General features: G+C 55.0%; 24 protein-coding genes. 14 read left to right on the top strand and 10 right to left on the bottom strand.

Annotated elements, in window-relative coordinates; genetic code table 11:
* Positions 1-58 precede the first annotated feature (58 nt).
* The 5 genes from mlaB to mlaF are packed head-to-tail and all read right to left on the bottom strand — an operon-like array spanning position 59 to position 3,189.
* On the bottom strand, positions 59-352 hold the full coding sequence (mlaB, locus tag DZE2538_RS01610) for a lipid asymmetry maintenance protein MlaB (RefSeq protein WP_038915417.1): 294 nt from the start codon (positions 350-352) through the stop codon (positions 59-61).
* A complete protein-coding gene (gene mlaC / locus DZE2538_RS01605; protein WP_012883044.1) occupies positions 345-977 on the bottom strand; it encodes a phospholipid-binding protein MlaC in 633 nt (210 codons plus the stop codon). The genes mlaB and mlaC overlap by 8 nt, the downstream gene beginning before the upstream one ends.
* An 11-nt stretch (positions 978-988) precedes the next feature.
* Positions 989-1,588, bottom strand: a complete 600-nt coding sequence (mlaD, locus tag DZE2538_RS01600) for an outer membrane lipid asymmetry maintenance protein MlaD (RefSeq protein WP_012883043.1) — start codon at positions 1,586-1,588, stop codon at positions 989-991.
* A gap of 4 nt (positions 1,589-1,592) precedes the next feature.
* A complete protein-coding gene (mlaE, locus tag DZE2538_RS01595; protein ID WP_038915416.1) occupies positions 1,593-2,375 on the bottom strand; it encodes a lipid asymmetry maintenance ABC transporter permease subunit MlaE in 783 nt (260 codons plus the stop codon).
* 7 nt (positions 2,376-2,382) lie between these two features.
* A complete protein-coding gene (gene mlaF, locus DZE2538_RS01590; protein WP_019843569.1) occupies positions 2,383-3,189 on the bottom strand; it encodes a phospholipid ABC transporter ATP-binding protein MlaF in 807 nt (268 codons plus the stop codon).
* Positions 3,190-3,467: 278 nt separating this feature from the next.
* On the opposite strand from mlaF, the gene DZE2538_RS01585 reads away from it, so the two are divergent.
* From DZE2538_RS01585 to rnk, 12 genes are all read left to right on the top strand, one after another.
* On the top strand, positions 3,468-4,430 hold the full coding sequence (locus tag DZE2538_RS01585; RefSeq protein WP_038903080.1) for a calcium/sodium antiporter: 963 nt from the start codon (positions 3,468-3,470) through the stop codon (positions 4,428-4,430).
* A gap of 30 nt (positions 4,431-4,460) precedes the next feature.
* Entirely contained in the window at positions 4,461-5,447 is a 987-nt protein-coding gene (gene kdsD / locus DZE2538_RS01580) for an arabinose-5-phosphate isomerase KdsD (protein WP_038915415.1), read from the top strand.
* Positions 5,448-5,502: 55 nt separating this feature from the next.
* The gene (gene kdsC / locus DZE2538_RS01575) at positions 5,503-6,069 is read left to right on the top strand and encodes a 3-deoxy-manno-octulosonate-8-phosphatase KdsC (protein ID WP_012883038.1); all 567 of its coding nucleotides are present in this window, start codon (positions 5,503-5,505) and stop codon (positions 6,067-6,069) included.
* Positions 6,066-6,635, top strand: coding sequence for an LPS export ABC transporter periplasmic protein LptC (lptC, locus tag DZE2538_RS01570; protein ID WP_038915414.1), 570 nt, complete (start codon positions 6,066-6,068; stop codon positions 6,633-6,635). The genes kdsC and lptC overlap by 4 nt, the downstream gene beginning before the upstream one ends.
* On the top strand, positions 6,613-7,191 hold the full coding sequence (gene lptA, locus DZE2538_RS01565; protein WP_019843564.1) for a lipopolysaccharide ABC transporter substrate-binding protein LptA: 579 nt from the start codon (positions 6,613-6,615) through the stop codon (positions 7,189-7,191). The genes lptC and lptA overlap by 23 nt, the downstream gene beginning before the upstream one ends.
* A gap of 15 nt (positions 7,192-7,206) precedes the next feature.
* On the top strand, positions 7,207-7,932 hold the full coding sequence (lptB, locus tag DZE2538_RS01560; protein ID WP_016943103.1) for an LPS export ABC transporter ATP-binding protein: 726 nt from the start codon (positions 7,207-7,209) through the stop codon (positions 7,930-7,932).
* Between the two features lie 48 nt (positions 7,933-7,980).
* Positions 7,981-9,414 (top strand): RNA polymerase factor sigma-54, encoded by a 1,434-nt coding sequence (gene rpoN, locus DZE2538_RS01555; protein ID WP_023638711.1) that lies wholly within the window; start codon positions 7,981-7,983, stop codon positions 9,412-9,414.
* A 24-nt stretch (positions 9,415-9,438) separates the two neighbouring features.
* Complete coding sequence (gene hpf, locus DZE2538_RS01550; protein WP_012883033.1) at positions 9,439-9,726, top strand: ribosome hibernation promoting factor; 288 nt, start codon at positions 9,439-9,441, stop codon at positions 9,724-9,726.
* A gap of 93 nt (positions 9,727-9,819) precedes the next feature.
* Positions 9,820-10,311 (top strand): PTS IIA-like nitrogen regulatory protein PtsN, encoded by a 492-nt coding sequence (ptsN, locus tag DZE2538_RS01545; protein ID WP_016943107.1) that lies wholly within the window; start codon positions 9,820-9,822, stop codon positions 10,309-10,311.
* Between the two features lie 137 nt (positions 10,312-10,448).
* Positions 10,449-11,303 carry an RNase adapter RapZ gene (gene rapZ / locus DZE2538_RS01540; RefSeq protein WP_012883031.1) on the top strand — a complete coding sequence of 285 codons (855 nt, stop codon included), beginning with the start codon at positions 10,449-10,451 and terminating at the stop codon, positions 11,301-11,303.
* Positions 11,300-11,572 carry a PTS phosphocarrier protein NPr gene (npr, locus tag DZE2538_RS01535; protein WP_019843562.1) on the top strand — a complete coding sequence of 91 codons (273 nt, stop codon included), beginning with the start codon at positions 11,300-11,302 and terminating at the stop codon, positions 11,570-11,572. The genes rapZ and npr overlap by 4 nt, the downstream gene beginning before the upstream one ends.
* Before the next feature lie 190 nt (positions 11,573-11,762).
* Positions 11,763-12,173: a nucleoside diphosphate kinase regulator gene (gene rnk, locus DZE2538_RS01530; RefSeq protein ID WP_019843561.1), complete on the top strand. Its 411-nt coding sequence runs from the start codon at positions 11,763-11,765 to the stop codon at positions 12,171-12,173.
* A 62-nt stretch (positions 12,174-12,235) separates the two neighbouring features.
* On the opposite strand, the gene pmbA is transcribed toward rnk, so the two are convergent.
* The gene (gene pmbA, locus DZE2538_RS01525; RefSeq protein ID WP_038915411.1) at positions 12,236-13,576 is read right to left on the bottom strand and encodes a metalloprotease PmbA; all 1,341 of its coding nucleotides are present in this window, start codon (positions 13,574-13,576) and stop codon (positions 12,236-12,238) included.
* Between the two features lie 190 nt (positions 13,577-13,766).
* Between pmbA and yjgA the strand changes: the two genes are divergently transcribed.
* Positions 13,767-14,315, top strand: coding sequence for a ribosome biogenesis factor YjgA (yjgA, locus tag DZE2538_RS01520; protein WP_012883027.1), 549 nt, complete (start codon positions 13,767-13,769; stop codon positions 14,313-14,315).
* Positions 14,316-14,375: 60 nt separating this feature from the next.
* On the opposite strand, the gene DZE2538_RS01515 is transcribed toward yjgA, so the two are convergent.
* Positions 14,376-15,002 carry a LysE family translocator gene (locus DZE2538_RS01515; RefSeq protein ID WP_012883026.1) on the bottom strand — a complete coding sequence of 209 codons (627 nt, stop codon included), beginning with the start codon at positions 15,000-15,002 and terminating at the stop codon, positions 14,376-14,378.
* Positions 15,003-15,117: 115 nt separating this feature from the next.
* Here DZE2538_RS01515 and DZE2538_RS01510 point away from each other — a divergent pair, with 115 nt between their 5' ends.
* On the top strand, positions 15,118-15,618 hold the full coding sequence (locus tag DZE2538_RS01510) for a DUF1543 domain-containing protein (protein WP_038915410.1): 501 nt from the start codon (positions 15,118-15,120) through the stop codon (positions 15,616-15,618).
* 6 nt (positions 15,619-15,624) lie between these two features.
* Here DZE2538_RS01510 and aaeB read toward each other — a convergent pair whose 3' ends face one another.
* The 3 genes from aaeB to aaeX are packed head-to-tail and all read right to left on the bottom strand — an operon-like array spanning position 15,625 to position 18,748.
* Complete coding sequence (aaeB, locus tag DZE2538_RS01505) at positions 15,625-17,577, bottom strand: p-hydroxybenzoic acid efflux pump subunit AaeB (protein ID WP_080638382.1); 1,953 nt, start codon at positions 17,575-17,577, stop codon at positions 15,625-15,627.
* A 12-nt stretch (positions 17,578-17,589) separates the two neighbouring features.
* Positions 17,590-18,492, bottom strand: coding sequence for a p-hydroxybenzoic acid efflux pump subunit AaeA (gene aaeA / locus DZE2538_RS01500; protein WP_230474235.1), 903 nt, complete (start codon positions 18,490-18,492; stop codon positions 17,590-17,592).
* A 52-nt stretch (positions 18,493-18,544) separates the two neighbouring features.
* Positions 18,545-18,748, bottom strand: coding sequence for a p-hydroxybenzoic acid efflux pump operon protein AaeX (gene aaeX / locus DZE2538_RS01495; RefSeq protein ID WP_012883022.1), 204 nt, complete (start codon positions 18,746-18,748; stop codon positions 18,545-18,547).
* Positions 18,749-18,925: the final 177 nt, after the last annotated feature.

Raw genomic sequence — 18,925 nt, 5'->3', positions numbered from 1 at the left:
TTGCGCACAGGCGACAAGGGGGAACCTTAATCATAAAAACTCACGGCGACAGGTCGACTCAATGGACTGGAATGATTTCATTCAGGTTATACAGTTGAATCAACGTACGCAGTCGCTCACTGGCACCGGTAATCGTCATCGGCGTTCCCTGCTGCTCCTGCTGGTGATAAAAATGCACCAACAGGGCCAGTCCCGCAGAATCCACACGCTCAACCTGGCCGACATCCAGCACACGGCTACCTGCCAGTAACGCATCCCGCTGTTGCCAGAGCGGCAGTAAACTGTTCCGATCCAAGCAGCCTTCCAGATACAGTGTGCCGTCAGCCTGCCGCCACTGCAGTGCATCAGCCATTTTTCTGATCCAACGTAATCGGCTGCTGAGCCGCCGCTTGCAGTTGCTTCGTCAACCCATCAACGCCACTCTGGCGCAACGTGGAAGCCCATTCGTTCTGCTTGGTGGTAATCATGCTCACCCCTTCGGCGATCATGTCATAAGCCTGCCAGTAGCCGGTTTTGGTGTTTTTACGCCACTGAAAGTCCAGTCGAATCGGCGGACGACCACCATTGTCAATAATAGTGACGCGGATAGACACAATCTCGGCGTTGCCCAGTGGTTGTTCCGGCGCTATCTCGTAAGTCTGTCCATGGTAAGACGCCAGCGCCTGACCGTAGGCTTGCTCCAGATACGATCCAAACGCCGTGAAATAGGCTTCGCGCTGTTCTGGCGTGGCACTCTTGTAATACTGCCCCAGCACCAGCGCACCAGCGTATTTTATCTGCACGTAAGGCAGCAGTTCTTCACGTACCACGGTGCGCAGATAGTTAGGGTCCTGCTGAATATGCGACTGTTCGTTTTTAAGACGATCAAACGTTTTCTGCGCCGCATCGCGCATCAGGCTGTAAGGATTAGTTTGATCCGCTGCACTGACAAACGGGGCCACCACCAACAAAGCCACCATCAATAAACGTTTTAACATGCTGTGTCCTCTCAAGGCTGTTGGGCCGGTTTTTCGCTGGCTTCAGGTTTTGCCGCATCACCGTTTTTCTCGGCCGGTTTAGGCGCGGTCGGTTCGGTATGCCCCTGATTCGCATTATTCTGGCTGGCATTGTCAGTATTGTTGCCACCGCTCTTATATAGGAATTGACCGATAAGATCCTCCAGAACCATAGCAGGCTTGGTATCCTGAATAGTCCCGCCGTCCTGCAGAATCGAGGTGCCCATGTCCTCGTCTTCAAAACCAATATTCAACGCCAGATACTGTTCCCCCAGCAGACCGGAAGTACGAACCGCCAGCGAGCTGGTATCCGGAATGTGGTTGTAGCGCTTATCGATATCCATCGCTACCCGCGGCAGATAGGTCTTGGTATCCAGCGAAATATCCACGACACGGCCAATCACCACACCGCCGACTTTTACCGGCGAACGCACCTTGAGGCCGCCAATATTGTCGAACGTGGCATACAAACGGTAAGTCTGCTGTTGCCCGAGCGATTTCAGGTCCGCCACCTTCAGGCATAAAAAGATGATGGCGCACAGTGCGATCAGCATGAACACGCCAACCCCTATTTCATGTTTCTTTGTTTGCATCGACTTATTTCCCAAACATCAGTGCCGTCAGCACAAAATCCAATCCCAGTACCGCCAGCGACGAGTGCACCACCGTGCGGGTCGTCGCGCGGCTGATGCCTTCTGACGTCGGAATCGCGTCATAACCGTTAAACAGCGCAATCCAGGTAACGGTAATGGCAAACACCAGGCTCTTAATCACACAGTTAAGTAGATCTTTCTGCCATTCCACCGCGTTTTGCATCGCCGACCAGAAAAAACCACCGTCGATTCCTTTCCAGTCCACGCCAACCAGTGCGCCGCCCCAAATACCAACGGCGACAAAAATCACCGTCAGCAAAGGCATGGAAATTACCCCGGCCCAAAACCGCGGCGCGACGACACGGCGCAACGGGTCTACCGCCATCATTTCCATACTGGATAACTGCTCGGTCGCCTTCATCAGTCCGATTTCCGCCGTCAGGGCAGAACCGGCACGCCCGGCGAACAACAACGCCGTCACCACCGGCCCCAGCTCACGTAACAATGACAGCGCCACCATCATGCCCAGGCTGGCTTCCGCACTGTAGGTGGTCAGAACCAGATAGCCCTGCAGACCCAATACCATGCCGATAAACACGCCGGATACCATAATGATCAGCAATGATTGCACGCCAACGCTATAGAGTTGCTTACGCAACAGCGGCCACTGTCTGGCCGGTTCCGGCTTGCCCACCAGCGCATTGAACAACATCAGCCCGGCACGCCCGAAAGAGGCACAAACCTGGATGCCAACACGTCCTAGCGACGCTAATGCCTGTACTAGCATGAATTACTTACTCCCCCAAACCTAACAGCCCACGCTGGTAATCGCCCGCCGGATAGCGGAACGGTACCGGGCCATCGGCAATGCCATCGAGAAACTGCCTGACACGCGGATCGTCATTCTGCTGCAGTTCAGCCGGTGCGCCCTGTGCCACGACACGCTGATCGGCAATAATGTAGGCATGATCGGCGATACTCAGCACTTCCGGCACATCGTGAGACACCACGATACAGGTCACGCCAAGCGCGTGATTTAATTCATCGATGAGCTTCACCAGCACCCCCATCGTGATCGGGTCCTGGCCAACGAAAGGCTCATCAAACATAATCAGTTGCGGATCCAGCGCAATCGCACGCGCCAGTGCTGCACGCCTTGCCATACCGCCCGACAGTTCTGACGGCATCAGTTGTGCCGCACCGCGCAACCCCACCGCTTCCAGCTTCATCATCACCGTGCTTTGCAGCAACGGTTCAGGCAGACGCGTATGTTCCCGTAGCGGCCAGGCAACATTGTCGAACACATTCAGGTCGGTAAATAACGCACCGGACTGAAACAACATGCTCATTTTCTTACGTGTTTCATACAAACGGGAACGGGAAAGTGTCGGAATATTTTCCCCGTCGAACCAGATTTCACCGCTGTCTGGTTGCAGTTGACCGCCAATCAGCCGTAACAGCGTGGTTTTACCGATGCCGGACGGCCCCATGATGGCCGTAATTTTTTGCTTTGGCACATTCAGCGAGACATCCGAAAAAATCGGCCTGCTGCCTCGCCGGAAACTGAGCCCGCGAATTTCTACCAGATTTTCGTGGTTCATGGTCTATTCCTCAACGATCACCCACTGTGACCGCCCGTTTTCACATTTTCGCACCGTTACGCCCTGAAATCGTCTTTCAGAGTGTTACGCTGGCTGTTCACTGTTACAGAATCAGGACACCGGTTCGTGACCAAAATTGCCATTGGTTTTACTTTTTCGCCCTGCGCAGTCAGAATTAGCGCCAACGAGGAAAAATGGCGGTTTTGCTTATTATTCGTCCAGAAATGCTGGTTTGTGCGCCAATAAACCGGTGATTATACCTGAATAAAGGACGCTGCATGCTTTTTGCGACAGTACTGTTAATTGTTGGTTTAGTGTTACTGGTTTATGGCGCCGACCGAGTGGTGTATGGCGCGGCTGTACTGGCGCGTACATTGGGTGTACCGCCGATGATTATCGGCATGACGATCGTGGGTATGGGGACCTCGCTACCCGAATTGATGGTCTCGGTTACCGCAGCGCTCAACCATCAGACCGACATGGCGGTAGGCAATGTATTAGGGTCGAATATTGCCAACATCCTGTTAATCCTCGGCAGCGCCGTGCTAATCCGCCCGCTGACATTGCATTCCACGCTGCTGCGTCAGGAACTCCCACCAATGCTGGTGGTCACGCTGTTGTGTGGTGTTCTGCTGCATGACAGTTTTCTCAGCCGCTTGGACGGCGTGATCCTGCTGCTGACCGCCTGCGGTTGTATCCTGTTGATGTTACGTATGGCTCACGCCGCTCAACGTCGTGGTGACGACAGCCTGACACGCGAACAAATGGCTGAGTTGCCCAGAGAGAACAACCAAACCGTGGCGTTGTTATGGTTGCTACTCGGCCTGATTATTCTGCCGATGTCGGCGCGTATTGTGATCGATAACGCCACAGTTATCGCTAATTACTTTAATATCAGCGAACTGACCATTGGGCTCACCGTGTTGGCCGTCGGCACCAGTCTGCCGGAATTGGCGACCGCTATCGTCGGCACACTAAAGAAAGAAGACGACATCGCGCTCGGTAACCTGATTGGTTCGAATATCTTTAATATCGTGATAGTGCTGGGCGTGCCCGCTCTCTTGTCCCCTGGCGCGGTCAATCCGCTCGCGTTTACGCGCGATTACTGGGTGATGCTGGGGGTCAGCGCGCTCCTGACGGTTCTCTGTCTCCGCCAGAAACGGCGCATCGGTCAGGGTGCTGGCGCATTGTTGTTGTGTGCGTTCATCGCGTACCTTTCGGTGCTGTTCTTGTTCTCATAGCCAGAGCATTGGCAACGCAGGATGTTTTACATGTCACATTTCGAGTTACAACCGGGTTTCGACTTCCAGAGTGCGGGTCGGCAGGTTTTATCCATCGAGCGCGACAGCCTCGCGCAGTTGGACCAGTACATTGACCACAATTTCTCCCGCGCCTGCGAGAAAATGTTTTACTGCCACGGCAAAGTCGTGGTGATGGGCATGGGTAAATCCGGTCATATTGGTTGCAAGATGGCCGCGACCTTTGCCAGTACTGGCACTCCCGCTTTTTTTGTTCACCCCGGCGAAGCCAGCCACGGTGATTTGGGGATGATCACCGCGCAAGACATTGTGATCGCTATTTCCAACTCGGGTGAATCTCATGAGATTCTGGCGCTCATCCCGGTGTTAAAACGCCTGCAAGTGTGTCTTATCTGCATGACCGGTAACCCGGAAAGCACCATGGCGAAAGCCGCCGATATCCATCTTTGCGTCCACGTCTCCCAGGAAGCCTGCCCGCTGGGTCTGGCACCGACCTCCAGTACCACCGCGACCCTGGTGATGGGCGATGCGCTGGCAGTGGCGCTATTGAAAGCGCGCGGCTTTACGGCTGAAGACTTTGCATTGTCACACCCCGGCGGCGCACTCGGTCGCAAACTGCTGTTGCGAATCAACGATATCATGCACACTGGCGACGAGATCCCCCGTGTCGGTCAAGACGCCTCACTGCGCGACGCCCTGCTGGAGATTACCCGCAAAAATCTGGGGATGACGGTCATTTGCGGTCCGGATGATCGCATCGAAGGCATTTTCACCGACGGTGACTTGCGCCGGGTGTTCGATATGAATATCGACCTTAACAGCGCGGGTATCGCCGATGTGATGACGCGCGGTGGTATTCGGGTGACACCGCAAACCCTGGCGGTGGATGCCCTGAATCTGATGCAGTCCCGCCATATTACCTCGCTGCTGGTCGCAGAGGGCGATCGCCTGCTGGGGATTGTCCACATGCACGATATGCTGCGCGCAGGTGTGGTATAAACCTGACGCGCGCGCCGCTGAGGCCGCAGAGAATGAAAACCAAGGATACGAGTGAATGAGTGAAACCCGGTCGCAAACCGATACCTGTTACGGGCCTGTCGATACCCTGGTGATGCAGCGTGCCCGTGATATACGTCTGTTAATCTGCGATGTCGACGGTGTCCTGTCTGATGGCCTGATTTACATGGGAAATCAGGGCGAAGAGCTGAAAACCTTTCATGTCCGCGACGGTTACGGCATTCGCTGCCTGCTGACGTCGGATATCGACGTGGCGATTATCACCGGCCGCTCATCGCAGTTACTCATCGACCGCTGCCAGACATTGGGAATACGCCACTTATATCAGGGACAATCAGATAAGATTTTGGCCTTCCGCGAGCTGTTGGATACACTGTCGCTCACTGCCAGCCAGGTGGCGTATATCGGCGACGATCTGATCGACTGGCCGGTGATGGCCGAGGTAGGGTTAAGCGTCGCCGTCGCGGACGCCCACCCACTGTTGCTACCCCGAGCGCATTACGTCACGCGTATCGGCGGCGGCCGTGGCGCAGTACGAGAGATTTGCGATCTTATTCTGCTGGCACAGGGTAAACTGGACTTTGCCAAAGGGCTGTCGATATGAGTAAAACGAAACGCTGGCTGACGTTGTTGCTGGCATTGATTGCGCTGGTGCTTATCGGGTTAAATTTAACGACCCGACGGGAAGGAAGCGGGCCGACTGAAGTACAAAATAATGACCCGGCCTACACCATGCAGCAAAACACCACGATGGTGTATGACCCGACCGGGAAACTGAGTTATAGGCTGGTAGCTGAAAAAGCCGAGCACTACAACGCCGAACAAGTCAGCTGGTTTACTCAACCGGTGGCGACCATGTTCAACGAACAGGCTATCGCGACCTGGTCGGTGCGCGCGGATCGCGCCAAGCTGACAAAAGATCGCATGTTGTATCTGTACGGTCATGTCGAGGTCACCAGCCTGACCGACGATTCGCAGTTAAAGCGGATTAAAACGGATAATGCACAGATTAATCTGGTTACGCAGGACGTGACATCAGATGATGAGGTCACCCTGTACGGTGCCAACTTTACCTCTAACGGACTGAAAATGCGCGGAAACCTGCGCAGCAAAACCGCTGAGTTGATCGATAAGGTAAAATCCTATTATGAAATCCAACCAAAAAATTAATGTGTTACACAGCATCCTGATCGCCAGCTCGCTTTTTGCCGTCAGTATTCCGGCACTGGCACTTACCGGAGATACCGAGCAACCGATCCACATTACGTCCGACCAGCAGGCGCTGGATATGCAAGGCAATGTGGTGACGTTTACCGGCAACGTTATCGTCACGCAGGGGTCGATAAAAGCACAGGCCGACAAAGTCGTCGTAACCCGTCCTAACGGCCAGCAAGGTCATGAAATTATCGAAGGCTACGGCAATCCGGCAACCTTCTACCAAATGCAGGACAACGGTAAACCCGTTAAAGGTCATGCTCAGAAAATACGCTATGAAATGGACAAGCAACTGGTCACGTTGACCGGCGATGCTTATCTGGAACAGCTGGACAGCAACGTCAAAGGCGACCGCATCACCTATCTGGTACAGCAACAGCAGATGGAAGCGTTCAGCGACAAAGGCAAACGAGTCACTACCGTGCTGGTCCCGACGCAATTGCAGGACAAAGGCGCGCAAAATGGCGCCAAGCCCGGCAGCAACACCGGCAAGCCCACCAAACAACAGTGAGTAACGCGCTAACCCATGGCAACACTAATCGCCGAAAATCTGGCCAAGGCGTATAAAGGCCGCAAAGTGGTGGAAAACGTCAGCCTGAATGTCAATTCCGGCGAAATCGTTGGGCTGCTTGGCCCTAATGGGGCCGGCAAGACAACCACTTTCTATATGGTTGTCGGTATCGTCCCGCGCGACGAAGGCCGTATCGTAATCGACGATGAGGACATCAGCCTGCTGCCGCTGCACGATCGCGCCCGCCGCGGTATTGGTTACCTGCCGCAGGAAGCCTCGATTTTCCGGCGACTGAGCGTCTACAACAACCTGATGGCGGTACTGGAGATCAGAAAAGATCTGACCCGCGAGCAACAGCAGGATCGCGCCAACGAACTGATGGAAGAGTTTCATATTGTTCACCTGCGCGATAGTCTGGGACAATCGTTGTCCGGTGGTGAACGCCGACGGGTGGAAATCGCCCGGGCGCTGGCTGCCAACCCCAAATTCATCCTGCTGGACGAACCCTTTGCGGGGGTAGATCCGATTTCGGTTCTCGACATCAAGAAAATCATTGAGCATTTGCGCGATAGTGGGTTAGGTGTACTGATTACCGACCATAATGTCCGTGAAACGCTCGATGTCTGTGAACGTGCCTATATCGTGAGTCAGGGCCAGCTTATTGCCCACGGCTCCCCGATGGATATACTGGCGAATGAGCAGGTAAAACGAGTCTATCTGGGCGAAGGCTTCCGACTCTAACCACGTCATGTTTTAGGTTGATAATTCAAAAGGAAGTTAACGCGCGTTATGAAGCAAGGTTTGCAACTCAGGCTCAGCCAGCAACTGGCTATGACACCGCAGTTACAGCAGGCCATCCGCCTGCTGCAGTTGTCCACGCTTGAACTCCAGCAGGAAATCCAACAGGCGCTGGAAAGCAACCCGTTGCTGGAGCAGGCCGATATTCATGACGAAATAGAAACCCAGGAAATCAGCGACAGCGAAGCGTTGGACACCCGCGAGGCGCTGGAGCAAAAAGAGATGCCCGACGAGTTACCGCTCGACGCCGCCTGGGATGAAATCTACACCGCCGGTACACCTTCCGGCACCAGCACTGACTACCGTGATGAGGAATTACCGGTCTATCAGGGTGAAACCACGCAGACACTGCAGGATTACCTGATGTGGCAGGTAGAACTGACGCCGTTTTCCGATACCGATGCCGCGATTGCCACGTCCATCGTCGATGCGGTGGACAACACCGGTTACCTGACGGTATCGCTGGATGACATCCGTGAGAGCATCGGCAATGAAGAGGTGACGCTGGAAGAAGTGGAGGCGGTGCTCAAACGTGTGCAACGTTTTGACCCTGTCGGCGTGGCCGCCCGCGATTTGCGCGAATGCCTGCTGGTACAGCTATCGCAGTTCAGCAGCGACATTCCTCGCCTGAGCGAAGCCAGGCTGATTGTCAGCGACTATCTTGATTTGCTCGCCAACCATGACTTCCGCACCCTGATCCGCACCAGTCGCCTCAAAGAGGACGTATTGAAAGAAGCGTTGGCGCTGATTCAGTCACTGGATCCACGCCCCGGGCAGTCTATCAACACCGGCGAATCCGAGTATGTCATTCCAGACGTCCTGGTGCGCAAGGTACAAGGCCACTGGATGGTAGAACTCAACACCGACAGCGTGCCACGGCTGCAAATCAACCAACAGTATGCTGCGCTTGGCAACAGTGCGCGTAACGACAGCGACGGGCAGTTCATTCGCAGTCATTTGCAGGAAGCGCGCTGGCTCATCAAGAGTCTGGAAAGCCGTAACGATACCCTGTTGAAAGTCACCCGTTGCATTGTGGAGCAACAACAGGCGTTCTTCGAACACGGTGAAGAATTTATGAAACCCATGGTGCTGGCGGATATCGCTCAGGCCGTGGATATGCATGAGTCCACCATTTCCCGCGTGACAACCCAGAAATTTTTGCACAGTCCGCGTGGTATTTTTGAGCTGAAGTATTTCTTTTCCAGCCACGTCAATACAGACAGCGGCGGCGAGGCATCGTCCACCGCTATCCGTGCGCTGGTGAAAAAACTCATTGCAGCGGAAAATCCCGCTAAACCGCTGAGCGACAGCAAGCTGACCACTCTGCTTTCCGAACAGGGAATCATTGTGGCCCGCCGTACCGTCGCCAAGTATCGAGAGTCTTTATCTATCCCGCCGTCAAACCAACGCAAACAGCTGGTTTGACCCCTACATGAGAAGGAAGACGATATGCAGCTTAACATTACCGGACACCACGTCGAAATCACGGATGCTATGCGCGAATTCGTGACCTCAAAATTCGCCAAACTTGAGCAATACTTTGATCGTATCAATCAGGTGTACGTGGTACTGAAAGTGGAGAAGATCCTGCACATTGCAGATGCCACGATCCACGTCAACGGAGGTGAACTGCATGCCACATCGGAAGCGGATGATATGTATGCCGCCATCGATCTACTGATCGACAAGCTGGCGAGACAGTTAAACAAACATAAGGATAAACTGAAACAGCACTGATGTTGCCGTTTCAGGTGCAGGGACAGCAACCAGCCTGCTTGCTTTATGGCAGGCTGGTAACCGAAGGCAACCGTGTCGTTAAGTGAACGCATCATGAACAACGAGCCCGTTATGCAACTTAGCACCGTCCTCCGTAAGGAGTGCACGCGTAGCGCCGTCCACTGTCAGAGCAAAAAGCGCGCGCTGGAAATTATCAGTGAACTGGCCGCCAGACAGCTCAATTTGCCGCCGCAGATGGTGTTTGAAGCCATTCTGACCCGCGAGCGCATGGGCAGTACCGGAATCGGCAATGGTATCGCCATTCCGCACGGCAAGCTGGAGGACGACAATACGCTCGGTGCAGTCGGCGTCTTTATCCAGTTGGAACAACCGATAGCGTTTGATGCCATCGATAACCAGCCGGTCGATCTGCTTTTTGCCTTGCTGGTTCCTACTGAACAATGTAAAACCCATTTGCATACGCTATCGCTTGTCGCCAAACGACTGGCGGATAAAACCGTGTGTAAGCGCCTGCGCGCTGCCCAAAGCGATGAAGAGCTCTATCAGATCATGATCGAAGCGGATGATCTGCCCGACCAGCCCTGACGGCAGGCTTCGGACGTTATCCAACGTATGAATGGCTCAGGTGTAAGCCTGACAGATGCCGGCCTGGCCGGGAAAACGAAGTTAGCTAACTGTGGCGGTGGACATTCACCATCCCGCTGCCAGGGGGGAGTCGTCAGATGGTGCTGATGATTGTCAGTGGTCGCTCAGGCTCGGGAAAATCCGTAGCTTTGCGCGCGCTGGAAGACATGGGTTTCTATTGTGTAGATAACCTGCCGGTGGTGCTGTTGCCCGAGCTGGCGCAGACGCTGGCGGAACGGAATATTTCCGCCGCTGTCAGCATTGACGTGCGTAACCTGCCGGAAACGCCGGAAGTGCTGGAACATGCCCTGACTCGTCTGCCACAGAGCTTTTCACCGCAATTGCTGTTTCTGGATGCCGATCGCAACACGCTGATTCGGCGTTACAGCGACACCCGCCGTCTGCATCCTCTTTCCAGCAAAAATCTGTCGCTGGAAAGCGCTATCGACGAAGAAAATGACCTGCTGGAGCCGCTGCGTTCCCGTGCCGACCTTATCATCGATACGTCGGAAATGTCGGTACATGAACTGGCGGAAATGTTGCGTACCCGTTTGCTCGGCAAGCGCGAGCGTGAACTGACCATGGTATTCGAGTCATTCGGCTACAAGCATGGCATTCCGATTGATGCCGACTACGTGTTTGACGTGCGTTTCCTGCCAAACCCGCACTGGGATCCCAAATTGCGCCCGATGACCGGTCTGGATAAACCGGTGGCGGCGTTTCTGGACCGGCACACCGAAGTCCACAATTTTATTTATCAGACCCGCAGCTATCTGGAACTGTGGCTGCCAATGCTGGAAACCAACAATCGCAGCTACCTTACCGTCGCTATCGGTTGTACCGGCGGTAAACACCGCTCCGTCTACATCGCGGAACAACTGGCGGACTACTTTCGCTCCCGTGGCAAGAATGTGCAGTCACGCCACCGAACGCTGGAAAAACGTAAATCATGACCGTCAGGCAAACCGTTGAAGTGAAAAACCGCTTAGGGATGCACGCGCGCCCGGCCATGAAACTGTTCGAGCTGGTGCAAAGTTTTGATGCTGAGGTGTTGCTACGCAACGAAAGTGGCACCGAAGCTGATGCCAGTAGCGTCATTGCCATGCTGATGCTGGATTCCGCCAAAGGCCGCCATATCGAAATAGAAGTCTCTGGGCCAGATGAAGAACACGCGTTAGCAGCGGTCATTCAGCTGTTTGAAGCCGGGTTTGACGAAGATTAATCTGCCGCTGTGCCCCTGGGTGGCGCAAGTCGCCATCTGTGATCCCTGTCGATTCCTGTTTATGCGGTACGTTTTTATGCGGTAAGTTCCCTGCATCCCTGATACCATCGGATTAACTTATACCAAATTATGCCCCTGCCCTTCACGGCGGGGGTGTTGTTATCTGCTATTGCAAAAACTGGAGAAACATATGGACAAACCGCACCTGACGATTAGCGAGCTGGATGCCGAACGCCTGGATGCGCTGCTGGAACAACCCGCTTTTGCCGATACAGAGGTTGCGCAGGCTCTGAGCGAGGAACTGGATCGGGCGGATATCGTCCAGCCGGTCGAGATGCCCGCTGATGTCGTCACCATGAACAGCAGGGTCCGGTTCCGCGATCTACTCACCACAGAAGAACATATCCGCACGCTGGTCTACCCGGCCAGTCTTAAGGACAGTCGGGAACAAATTTCGGTGATGGCACCACTGGGAGCGGCACTGCTCGGCATGCATGTCGGCAACAGCATCGCCTGGCCGCTGCCTAACGGCGAAGAAACGCGCATTGAAGTGATGGAACTGCTCTACCAGCCGGAAGCAGCAGGTGAGTATCACCGCTAATCAGGCCGTTATACGCCAAAAGGCTGCCCTGATATCGGGCAGCCAATCGGTAAAGTCAGGCGTTATACCCCGGCAATCTTCATTGACGGCAGTAACACCGAACCGCACTGGATGTTGCTGCGCGTTTCGATATCATCCCCGATGGTCACCATATTACGCAGCATATCTTTCAGGTTACCGGCAATCGTGATTTCACTCACCGGGTACTGAATCTCGCCGTTTTCTACCCAGAAACCGGAAGCACCACGGGAATAATCCCCGGTTACCGCGCTGACCCCTTGCCCCATCAGACTGGTGACCAGCAGGCCGGTCCCCATTTCTTTGAGCATACCGTCAAAATCCAGCCCACGTCCGGCAATGTGCCAGTTATGAATGCCACCCGCATGGCCGGTGCTCTTCATGCCCAATTTCCGACCGGCATAGGTGGTCAGCAACCAGGTTTGCAGCACGCCATCTTTGACTATCTCCCGCTGTTCGGTACGCACGCCCTCGCTGTCAAACGGCGTGGAGGCCAGCCCTTTGCGTAAATGCGGCAACTCCTGAATGGTCAGCCATTCCGGCAGAATCTGTTTGCCCAGGCTATCCAACAGGAAGGTGGATTTCCGGTAGACGTTGCCACCGCTGATAGCACCGACTAAATGGCCGAATAAACCGGTCGCCACCTCGGCGGCGAACATCACCGGGGCCTGCATCGTCGCCAGCTTACGCGGCGACAGACGTGCCAGTGTACGGCGCGCGCATTCTTCCCCAACCCATGCAGGGGATTGCAAGTCGCCCAGCGCACGACCGATGGTGTAAGCGTAATCGCGCTCCATATCGCCGTTGTGCTCGGCAATGACGCTAACCGACATGGAATGGCGACTGGAGCAGTAGCTCTGCAACATACCGTGGCTGTTACCGAATACTTTGATACCGTAGTGACTGTTGAAGCTGCCACCTTCGGTGTTGGTGATGCGTTTATCGGCTTTCAGCGCCGCCTGTTCGGCATCGGCGGCCAGTTCGATACCGCGATCGGCATCCAGTTCAGCAGGGTGGAATAAATCCAGGTCTGGCGCGTCAAACGCCAGTAGCTCCTTGTCTGCCGGGCCGGCAAAAGGGTCAACCGAGGTATAACGGGCAATATCCAGCGCTGCCTGCACTGTGCGTGCGATAGCGTCCGGACTCATATCCGTGGATGACGCGCTACCTTTACGCTGCTGATAGTAGACGGTAATGCCAAGCGCGCCATCGCTGTTGAATTCGACGTTTTCAACTTCACCATACCGGGAGCTGACGCTGATACCGGTTGTTTTCGTGACGGCAACTTCCGCCGCATCAGAACCGGCACGGGCCAGTTCCAGCGCCTGTGATACCGCCTGTTCCAGCACTTTACGCTGTTCTGCAACCTGAGTGATTATTGTCATCGATTTGCCATAATGAGTAAGAAAACATTCAGATAATCTATGATGCAACGAATGCCGTCCGCCTGCTATTCGTTACCTGACCTCAGTTTTACCATGAGGTAACCTGTGATTGAGTCTAACAGGATCGGCGGACAATTTCGCACAAAGCCCATAACCTGATAGGATCAGCCTCTTTTATTGGGGAGCTACCATGAACAAACATCCCGAAGACTGGCAGGACGAGATTCCTGACGCCAGCCAGGACGATGAAGACGAAGAAATAATCTGGGTCAGCAAAAGCGAGATTAAGCGCGATGCTGAAGCCCTTAAAGCGCTGGGTACCGAATTGGTCGAGCTGGGTAAAAACGCGCTGGAACGTATTCCGCTGGATGACGATCTGCGCGCCGCGATTGAGCTGGCGCAGCGCATCACCAAAGAAGGCCGCCGTCGCCAGTTGCAGTTGATCGGCAAAATGCTGCGCGCCCGCGACCCGGAGCCGATTCAGACCGCACTGGACAAGCTGCGTAACCGCCATAACCAGCAGGTGTCACTGTTCCACAAGCTGGAGCAATTGCGCGACAGGTTGATAGCCGAAGGTGATGGCGCAGTTCCCGACATCCTTGCGCTTTACCCGCAGGCCGACCGCCAGCAACTGCGCTCGCTGGTGCGTAACGCCCAAAAAGAAAAAGCGGCCAACAAGCCCCCCAAATCAGCCCGGCAGATTTTCCAGTATCTACGTGAACTGGCAGAAGCGGAGTGATTTCAAACCGGCCTCGGTGAGACTGCCAACAAACAGCCTCACCGACACCGGGTAGGGGAATTATTTGGTTGATGCCACCAGCGCAGAGCCTGCAAAAATAAACAGGGTGCCGGTTGCACGGTTAAACAACCGCAAGCGTCGTGGGTGGGCAAACAGCGTGGAGACACGGTTCCCCATGCAGGCGTAAGTAAACATGATGCTGCAATCCAGCACCGCCCAGGTCAACGCCAGCAATGCAAACTGCATCGCCTGTGGCGCACCCGTGTCGATAAAATTGGGAAACAATGCGGCAAAAAACAGGATGTCTTTGGGATTACTGACGCCCACCATAAAACCACGTCGATACAACCCCAGCGCCCCTGGTGCACTCTCTTCTACCTCAGAGGAAGGCGTCAGGGTGTTTTCCTGCGTTCGCCAGGCGGAAATACCGAGCCAAATCAGGTAGAGCGCCCCCACGACTTTTAGTACCAGAAACGCTGTCGCCGATGCGGCCAGCACCGCCCCTAACCCCAGTGCCGACGCGGTCATCAGCAACAGTGAACCGGTCGCGCCGCCCAATATAGTCGCCAGTGCACGTCGTTGCCCGTAGCGCAAACCATGCGTCATACTGAGTAAGGCCGATGGCCCCGGAACCGCAATCAACACGGTGATCACACCGAGGTAAACCAGCCAAAGATGCAGTGTCATTATCCTGTTTTCCGTTGATATCAATTTATTTTACAAGCGGTTAATTCAACCGTTTTGTTACACAATCAGTAATACAGCGAAAATAGCAGACCCAAACCTGGAGGAGCCACGGCGCATGACAACGCTATTTATGTATTACGTGGGCGGGCGCGCCCAGGGTGCGAATATCGAATTGCATGACATCCAGTTCGCCGCAGTGGAACACCCACAAGATGGGTTTCCCCTCTTAAAAGCCAACTGGTTCGGCGATAAAAACCAGATCCACGTCGATAGCTATACCCCCTGCCATTGGGCAGACGGCTATGATATCACGCTCAGCCGCCAGCCGTTTCAGGGTAGAGAAAAACTCTGGTTCATCAACATGGGAGGCTATCTGCCGCACAATCCGGCGGAGGTGCATCAGTTCGGGCTGTTTGTCGCAACAAACGCGGAACAGGCTAAACAACGAGCCAAAGCGGTGCTACTGACCGACGTGTTTCAGCAGCACAAGGACGACCTGCGCGATGTGGACGACTGCCTGCCGCTCACGCTGCTGGACCGCTGGTATATCCACCTCACCGCTAACCCTACCGGGCAGGTTTTGCCGCCGCAGTGGCAGGGTTACCACCCGCTGTAATGCGGTTTAGTCACCGAGCGCATGTTGATGGCGATGCAATAACGCGGTGAGCCGACCGACCGCATCAATCGCCTCATCCGATACCTGATGGTCACGCAACAGTTGCTGGTACTCATCCATTTGTGCCAGTAATCGGGAAAAATGCAGGCTACGATCGCGAGTAGCGCCGATGACCTGCTCAGCTGTCGCTCGCATCTGGCGGTGAAAAGCGGACAGCGCAGGGCTGACCGGCAACACTAACGTCCGCAAGCGCTGGTGCATCATGATAAGCGACAGCGCCAGGCGATATTTGCCGATTTCACCGGGAAACAGGTTCAGCAACAAAAACAGGTGCTGGTACAGCGCGGGCAGGTGGTTCTCCTGACGCCGTGCCGGTCGGGTCGACAACGCCGAGACCGCGCCGAACACGAACCGGTTAAGCAGTGTACGGCCCGTTTGTTCACGGGTATTGTCACGGATAAGCAAAATAACGCTCAATGCCAGAATACAGCCGATCACCTGACCAATCGCATTATCCAGAAACTGAGACAGATTGAATTTCATCGGGTTGCTGAGTACCAGAATGTTGATGGTACTGGCCAACGCCCCCAGCGACCCCAGGCGTCGTTTCTGTACCTCAATGCCTATCACAAACGCGACACCGCCGAGGCTCAGACAAAGTAGCAGCAGACTTTGCTGGGTAGACGGCAGCACCAGCATAAACATCAGCGCCCCCAGCGGCAGCGCCACCAGCGTACCGATCAGAAAGTCTTTCGCCGCCATCAATGGATTGGGTAAGCGCATCGCCAGCGAGGTCACCACCGCCAGCATCACCATACAAACGCTGCCCGATGTCCAGCCGGTCCACAACCAGAACAGGCATCCAAGTCCTGTGGCGACAGCCGTACGCACACCGTTGATCATGGCATGGTGGGTTTCCGCCGAACTGGCCTTGACCGGGATATCAGCCTCCAGTAACGCCGCCTCACTCTGGCTGATGCGTACGTTAGTTTTCACGCCTTTCGCCAGCAATTGATAGCGTGCCGCCGCCCCCAGCCAGCTCACCAGTGTTGGCGGCAGACTGCGGCTATGCGCCGCCGCCAGATGGCGCAACTGCCGTAAACGCCGCTGTACGTCGGCGGGGGTCTCTGCCGGTTGTTCCAGCATCACGGCGATCGCCCCTTTGACGGCGTCTGGGTGATCCTGCAGCGTCAGGCGGGTTTCGCACGCCTGGGTAATCATGACCCAGGATTGGGTCAACAGCGTGGTTATCCGGCGACTGGCACCCTGCCAGCGTGACGACTCCATCATCAGTACGCTACGCATCCCATTGATGGCGTGGGTTTTACGCACCAGACCGTTCCAGACGGCGTCCAGTTCCTCTTTCGATATGCCATTCACGCAACGTTGCAGCAAGTGATATTGCCCGACCAACAGTTCCTCCACCGCACGGTCGATCTCTTGCTTGATCGAACGGGGCGAAAACAGCAGGTCAGCCAGAATGGCACACACGATACCCAGCACGATTTCGCTGCACCGTTCCACCGCAAATTGCAAAATACGCAACGGCTCACTCTGGCTGGTCACGATAATAATCAGCGTCGTGTAGCCTGCCAGCGCAAACACATAGGCGTTCTCTACTTTTACCAGCGACGAAATCCATACACAGACACCGGCCCACAAGCAGCACAGCAGCAGCATCAACGCCGGTGCCCGAACCGTGGCAATGATAATCACCAACGCCCCAATACAGCCGATAAACGTACCGATCACCCTGAGCATGCCACGGTGACGAATAGCGCCGGAAAACGGATCTCCGCCAGCCACAAAAGCCGGACCCGCCGCCACAATAGCGGCGGTAAGGGCCGCCCAGCGCGGGGTTTCCAGTTGCAGGTGAAAGCCCAGTACCAGCGACAACACGATGGCGGTACTGAGTTTGAACGCAAACCGCAGACGCAAAAACGCGGGACTGTTGATCATAAGGGGGCTCGCTTAGCCGAACTCACGCAGGCGATGCAGCAGTTGCAATAACGGCGACATCGGCGTGGTGTTACGGGTATGCTCACCGGTCACCACCACGGTGGCGGTGGTTCCAGCCGGATACAGGTCGCCCCATTGCCGGTCGAGGCGAATTTTTACCGGTACCCGTTGCGCCAGCCGCACCCATTCCAGATTGGAGTCCACCGTCGCCAGTCCTTTGATATCAGAGGAACTGCTGCTGTTGGTGACCCCCGCCGCGATGCTGTCCACCGAGCCGAACAAAATCTGGTTGCTGCCCAGCGGCGTGATTTCCACCCGATAACCGGGACGTACACCCGCCAGCTTGGTTTCTTCCATGTAGGCCAGCAGATAGAACGAGTCTTTCTTCACCAGCGCCACCGCCGTAGAACCACGGGTAATGAACTCACCGGCATGCACATGTAAATTGGTGACCCAGCCATCCGACGGGGCTCTCACCACTGTGCGCGCCAGATCGAGCTTCGCCTGTTCCAGCTCCGCCTGTGCCTTCGCCAGTTGGTGCTGCGTGGTCTGCAACGCATTGCCGGATTGTTCTATTTCTTCGCGCGACATCGCCTGCACGCCGAGGTGTAAACGGCGCGCCGACTCTCGTTTTTTCTCATCGACCAGCGCCTGATAATAGCCCACATCAGCCTGAGCCTCTTCCAGCGCCTGCTGGTAACGTGGTTGATCGATGACGAACAACACATCGCCTTGTTTCACCGGCTGGTTATCCTGCACTTTTACCTCGGTCAACAGGCCGCTGACATCAGGGGCTATCGCGACGACATCGGCGCTAAAACGAGCGTCACGCGTCCAGGGGGATTCGGTGTAAAACGACCATACGCGCACCAGTGCTACCGCCGCCAACAACACCAGTAACAGTGTTATTGCCATGCGGCTGAATTTTTTGAAAATCACTTTCACAACAGATGTTTTCACAACAACCTCAAAGACCGAAACGGAACAGCAGATAGAACAGGCAGATAAACAGTGCGGTATTAAACAAGGCCGGGTGCCACACCAGGTCATAAATCCCCGTGGGATGCAGCAGCCGAATGCAGACAAAAAATAACGCCAGCGTCACCAGCAGTACAAAAAATACCGGTGGAAACGACAAACCAAACAGCACCATAACCGGGAGTGAATTCATCCTCTTTTCCTTATATTCCCCATTTTCCCCTCACCACGTGCCACTCTCGCCCGTCTCCTGAAACACCGGGAAGACCGGGAAAACAGGATGAACGTCCGTTTCCGCCAACAGGGTTGCCGACGAATGAAAACAGAGCATTAACTGAATAATCGCGATGGTGGGTTCTGGTGTAATGGG

The organism is Dickeya zeae NCPPB 2538, assembly GCF_000406165.1.
Lineage (GTDB): Bacteria > Pseudomonadota > Gammaproteobacteria > Enterobacterales > Enterobacteriaceae > Dickeya > Dickeya zeae.
Note: the sequence above shows the minus strand (reverse complement) of the source record. Positions and strands in the feature narration are given on the sequence as shown.

Bases quoted from the DNA above. Each gene is read 5' to 3' on its own strand.
- mlaB (WP_038915417.1), bottom strand. From the start codon at position 352: ATGGCTGATGCACTGCAGTGGCGGCAGGCTGACGGCACACTGTATCTG.
- mlaC (WP_012883044.1), bottom strand. From the start codon at position 977: ATGTTAAAACGTTTATTGATGGTGGCTTTGTTGGTGGTGGCCCCGTTT.
- mlaD (WP_012883043.1), bottom strand. From the start codon at position 1,588: ATGCAAACAAAGAAACATGAAATAGGGGTTGGCGTGTTCATGCTGATC.
- mlaE (WP_038915416.1), bottom strand. From the start codon at position 2,375: ATGCTAGTACAGGCATTAGCGTCGCTAGGACGTGTTGGCATCCAGGTT.
- mlaF (WP_019843569.1), bottom strand. From the start codon at position 3,189: ATGAACCACGAAAATCTGGTAGAAATTCGCGGGCTCAGTTTCCGGCGA.
- DZE2538_RS01585 (WP_038903080.1), top strand. From the start codon at position 3,468: ATGCTTTTTGCGACAGTACTGTTAATTGTTGGTTTAGTGTTACTGGTT.
- kdsD (WP_038915415.1), top strand. From the start codon at position 4,461: ATGTCACATTTCGAGTTACAACCGGGTTTCGACTTCCAGAGTGCGGGT.
- kdsC (WP_012883038.1), top strand. From the start codon at position 5,503: ATGAGTGAAACCCGGTCGCAAACCGATACCTGTTACGGGCCTGTCGAT.
- lptC (WP_038915414.1), top strand. From the start codon at position 6,066: ATGAGTAAAACGAAACGCTGGCTGACGTTGTTGCTGGCATTGATTGCG.
- lptA (WP_019843564.1), top strand. From the start codon at position 6,613: ATGAAATCCAACCAAAAAATTAATGTGTTACACAGCATCCTGATCGCC.
- lptB (WP_016943103.1), top strand. From the start codon at position 7,207: ATGGCAACACTAATCGCCGAAAATCTGGCCAAGGCGTATAAAGGCCGC.
- rpoN (WP_023638711.1), top strand. From the start codon at position 7,981: ATGAAGCAAGGTTTGCAACTCAGGCTCAGCCAGCAACTGGCTATGACA.
- hpf (WP_012883033.1), top strand. From the start codon at position 9,439: ATGCAGCTTAACATTACCGGACACCACGTCGAAATCACGGATGCTATG.
- ptsN (WP_016943107.1), top strand. From the start codon at position 9,820: ATGAACAACGAGCCCGTTATGCAACTTAGCACCGTCCTCCGTAAGGAG.
- rapZ (WP_012883031.1), top strand. From the start codon at position 10,449: ATGGTGCTGATGATTGTCAGTGGTCGCTCAGGCTCGGGAAAATCCGTA.
- npr (WP_019843562.1), top strand. From the start codon at position 11,300: ATGACCGTCAGGCAAACCGTTGAAGTGAAAAACCGCTTAGGGATGCAC.
- rnk (WP_019843561.1), top strand. From the start codon at position 11,763: ATGGACAAACCGCACCTGACGATTAGCGAGCTGGATGCCGAACGCCTG.
- pmbA (WP_038915411.1), bottom strand. From the start codon at position 13,576: ATGACAATAATCACTCAGGTTGCAGAACAGCGTAAAGTGCTGGAACAG.
- yjgA (WP_012883027.1), top strand. From the start codon at position 13,767: ATGAACAAACATCCCGAAGACTGGCAGGACGAGATTCCTGACGCCAGC.
- DZE2538_RS01515 (WP_012883026.1), bottom strand. From the start codon at position 15,002: ATGACACTGCATCTTTGGCTGGTTTACCTCGGTGTGATCACCGTGTTG.
- DZE2538_RS01510 (WP_038915410.1), top strand. From the start codon at position 15,118: ATGACAACGCTATTTATGTATTACGTGGGCGGGCGCGCCCAGGGTGCG.
- aaeB (WP_080638382.1), bottom strand. From the start codon at position 17,577: ATGATCAACAGTCCCGCGTTTTTGCGTCTGCGGTTTGCGTTCAAACTC.
- aaeA (WP_230474235.1), bottom strand. From the start codon at position 18,492: ATGGCAATAACACTGTTACTGGTGTTGTTGGCGGCGGTAGCACTGGTG.
- aaeX (WP_012883022.1), bottom strand. From the start codon at position 18,748: ATGAATTCACTCCCGGTTATGGTGCTGTTTGGTTTGTCGTTTCCACCG.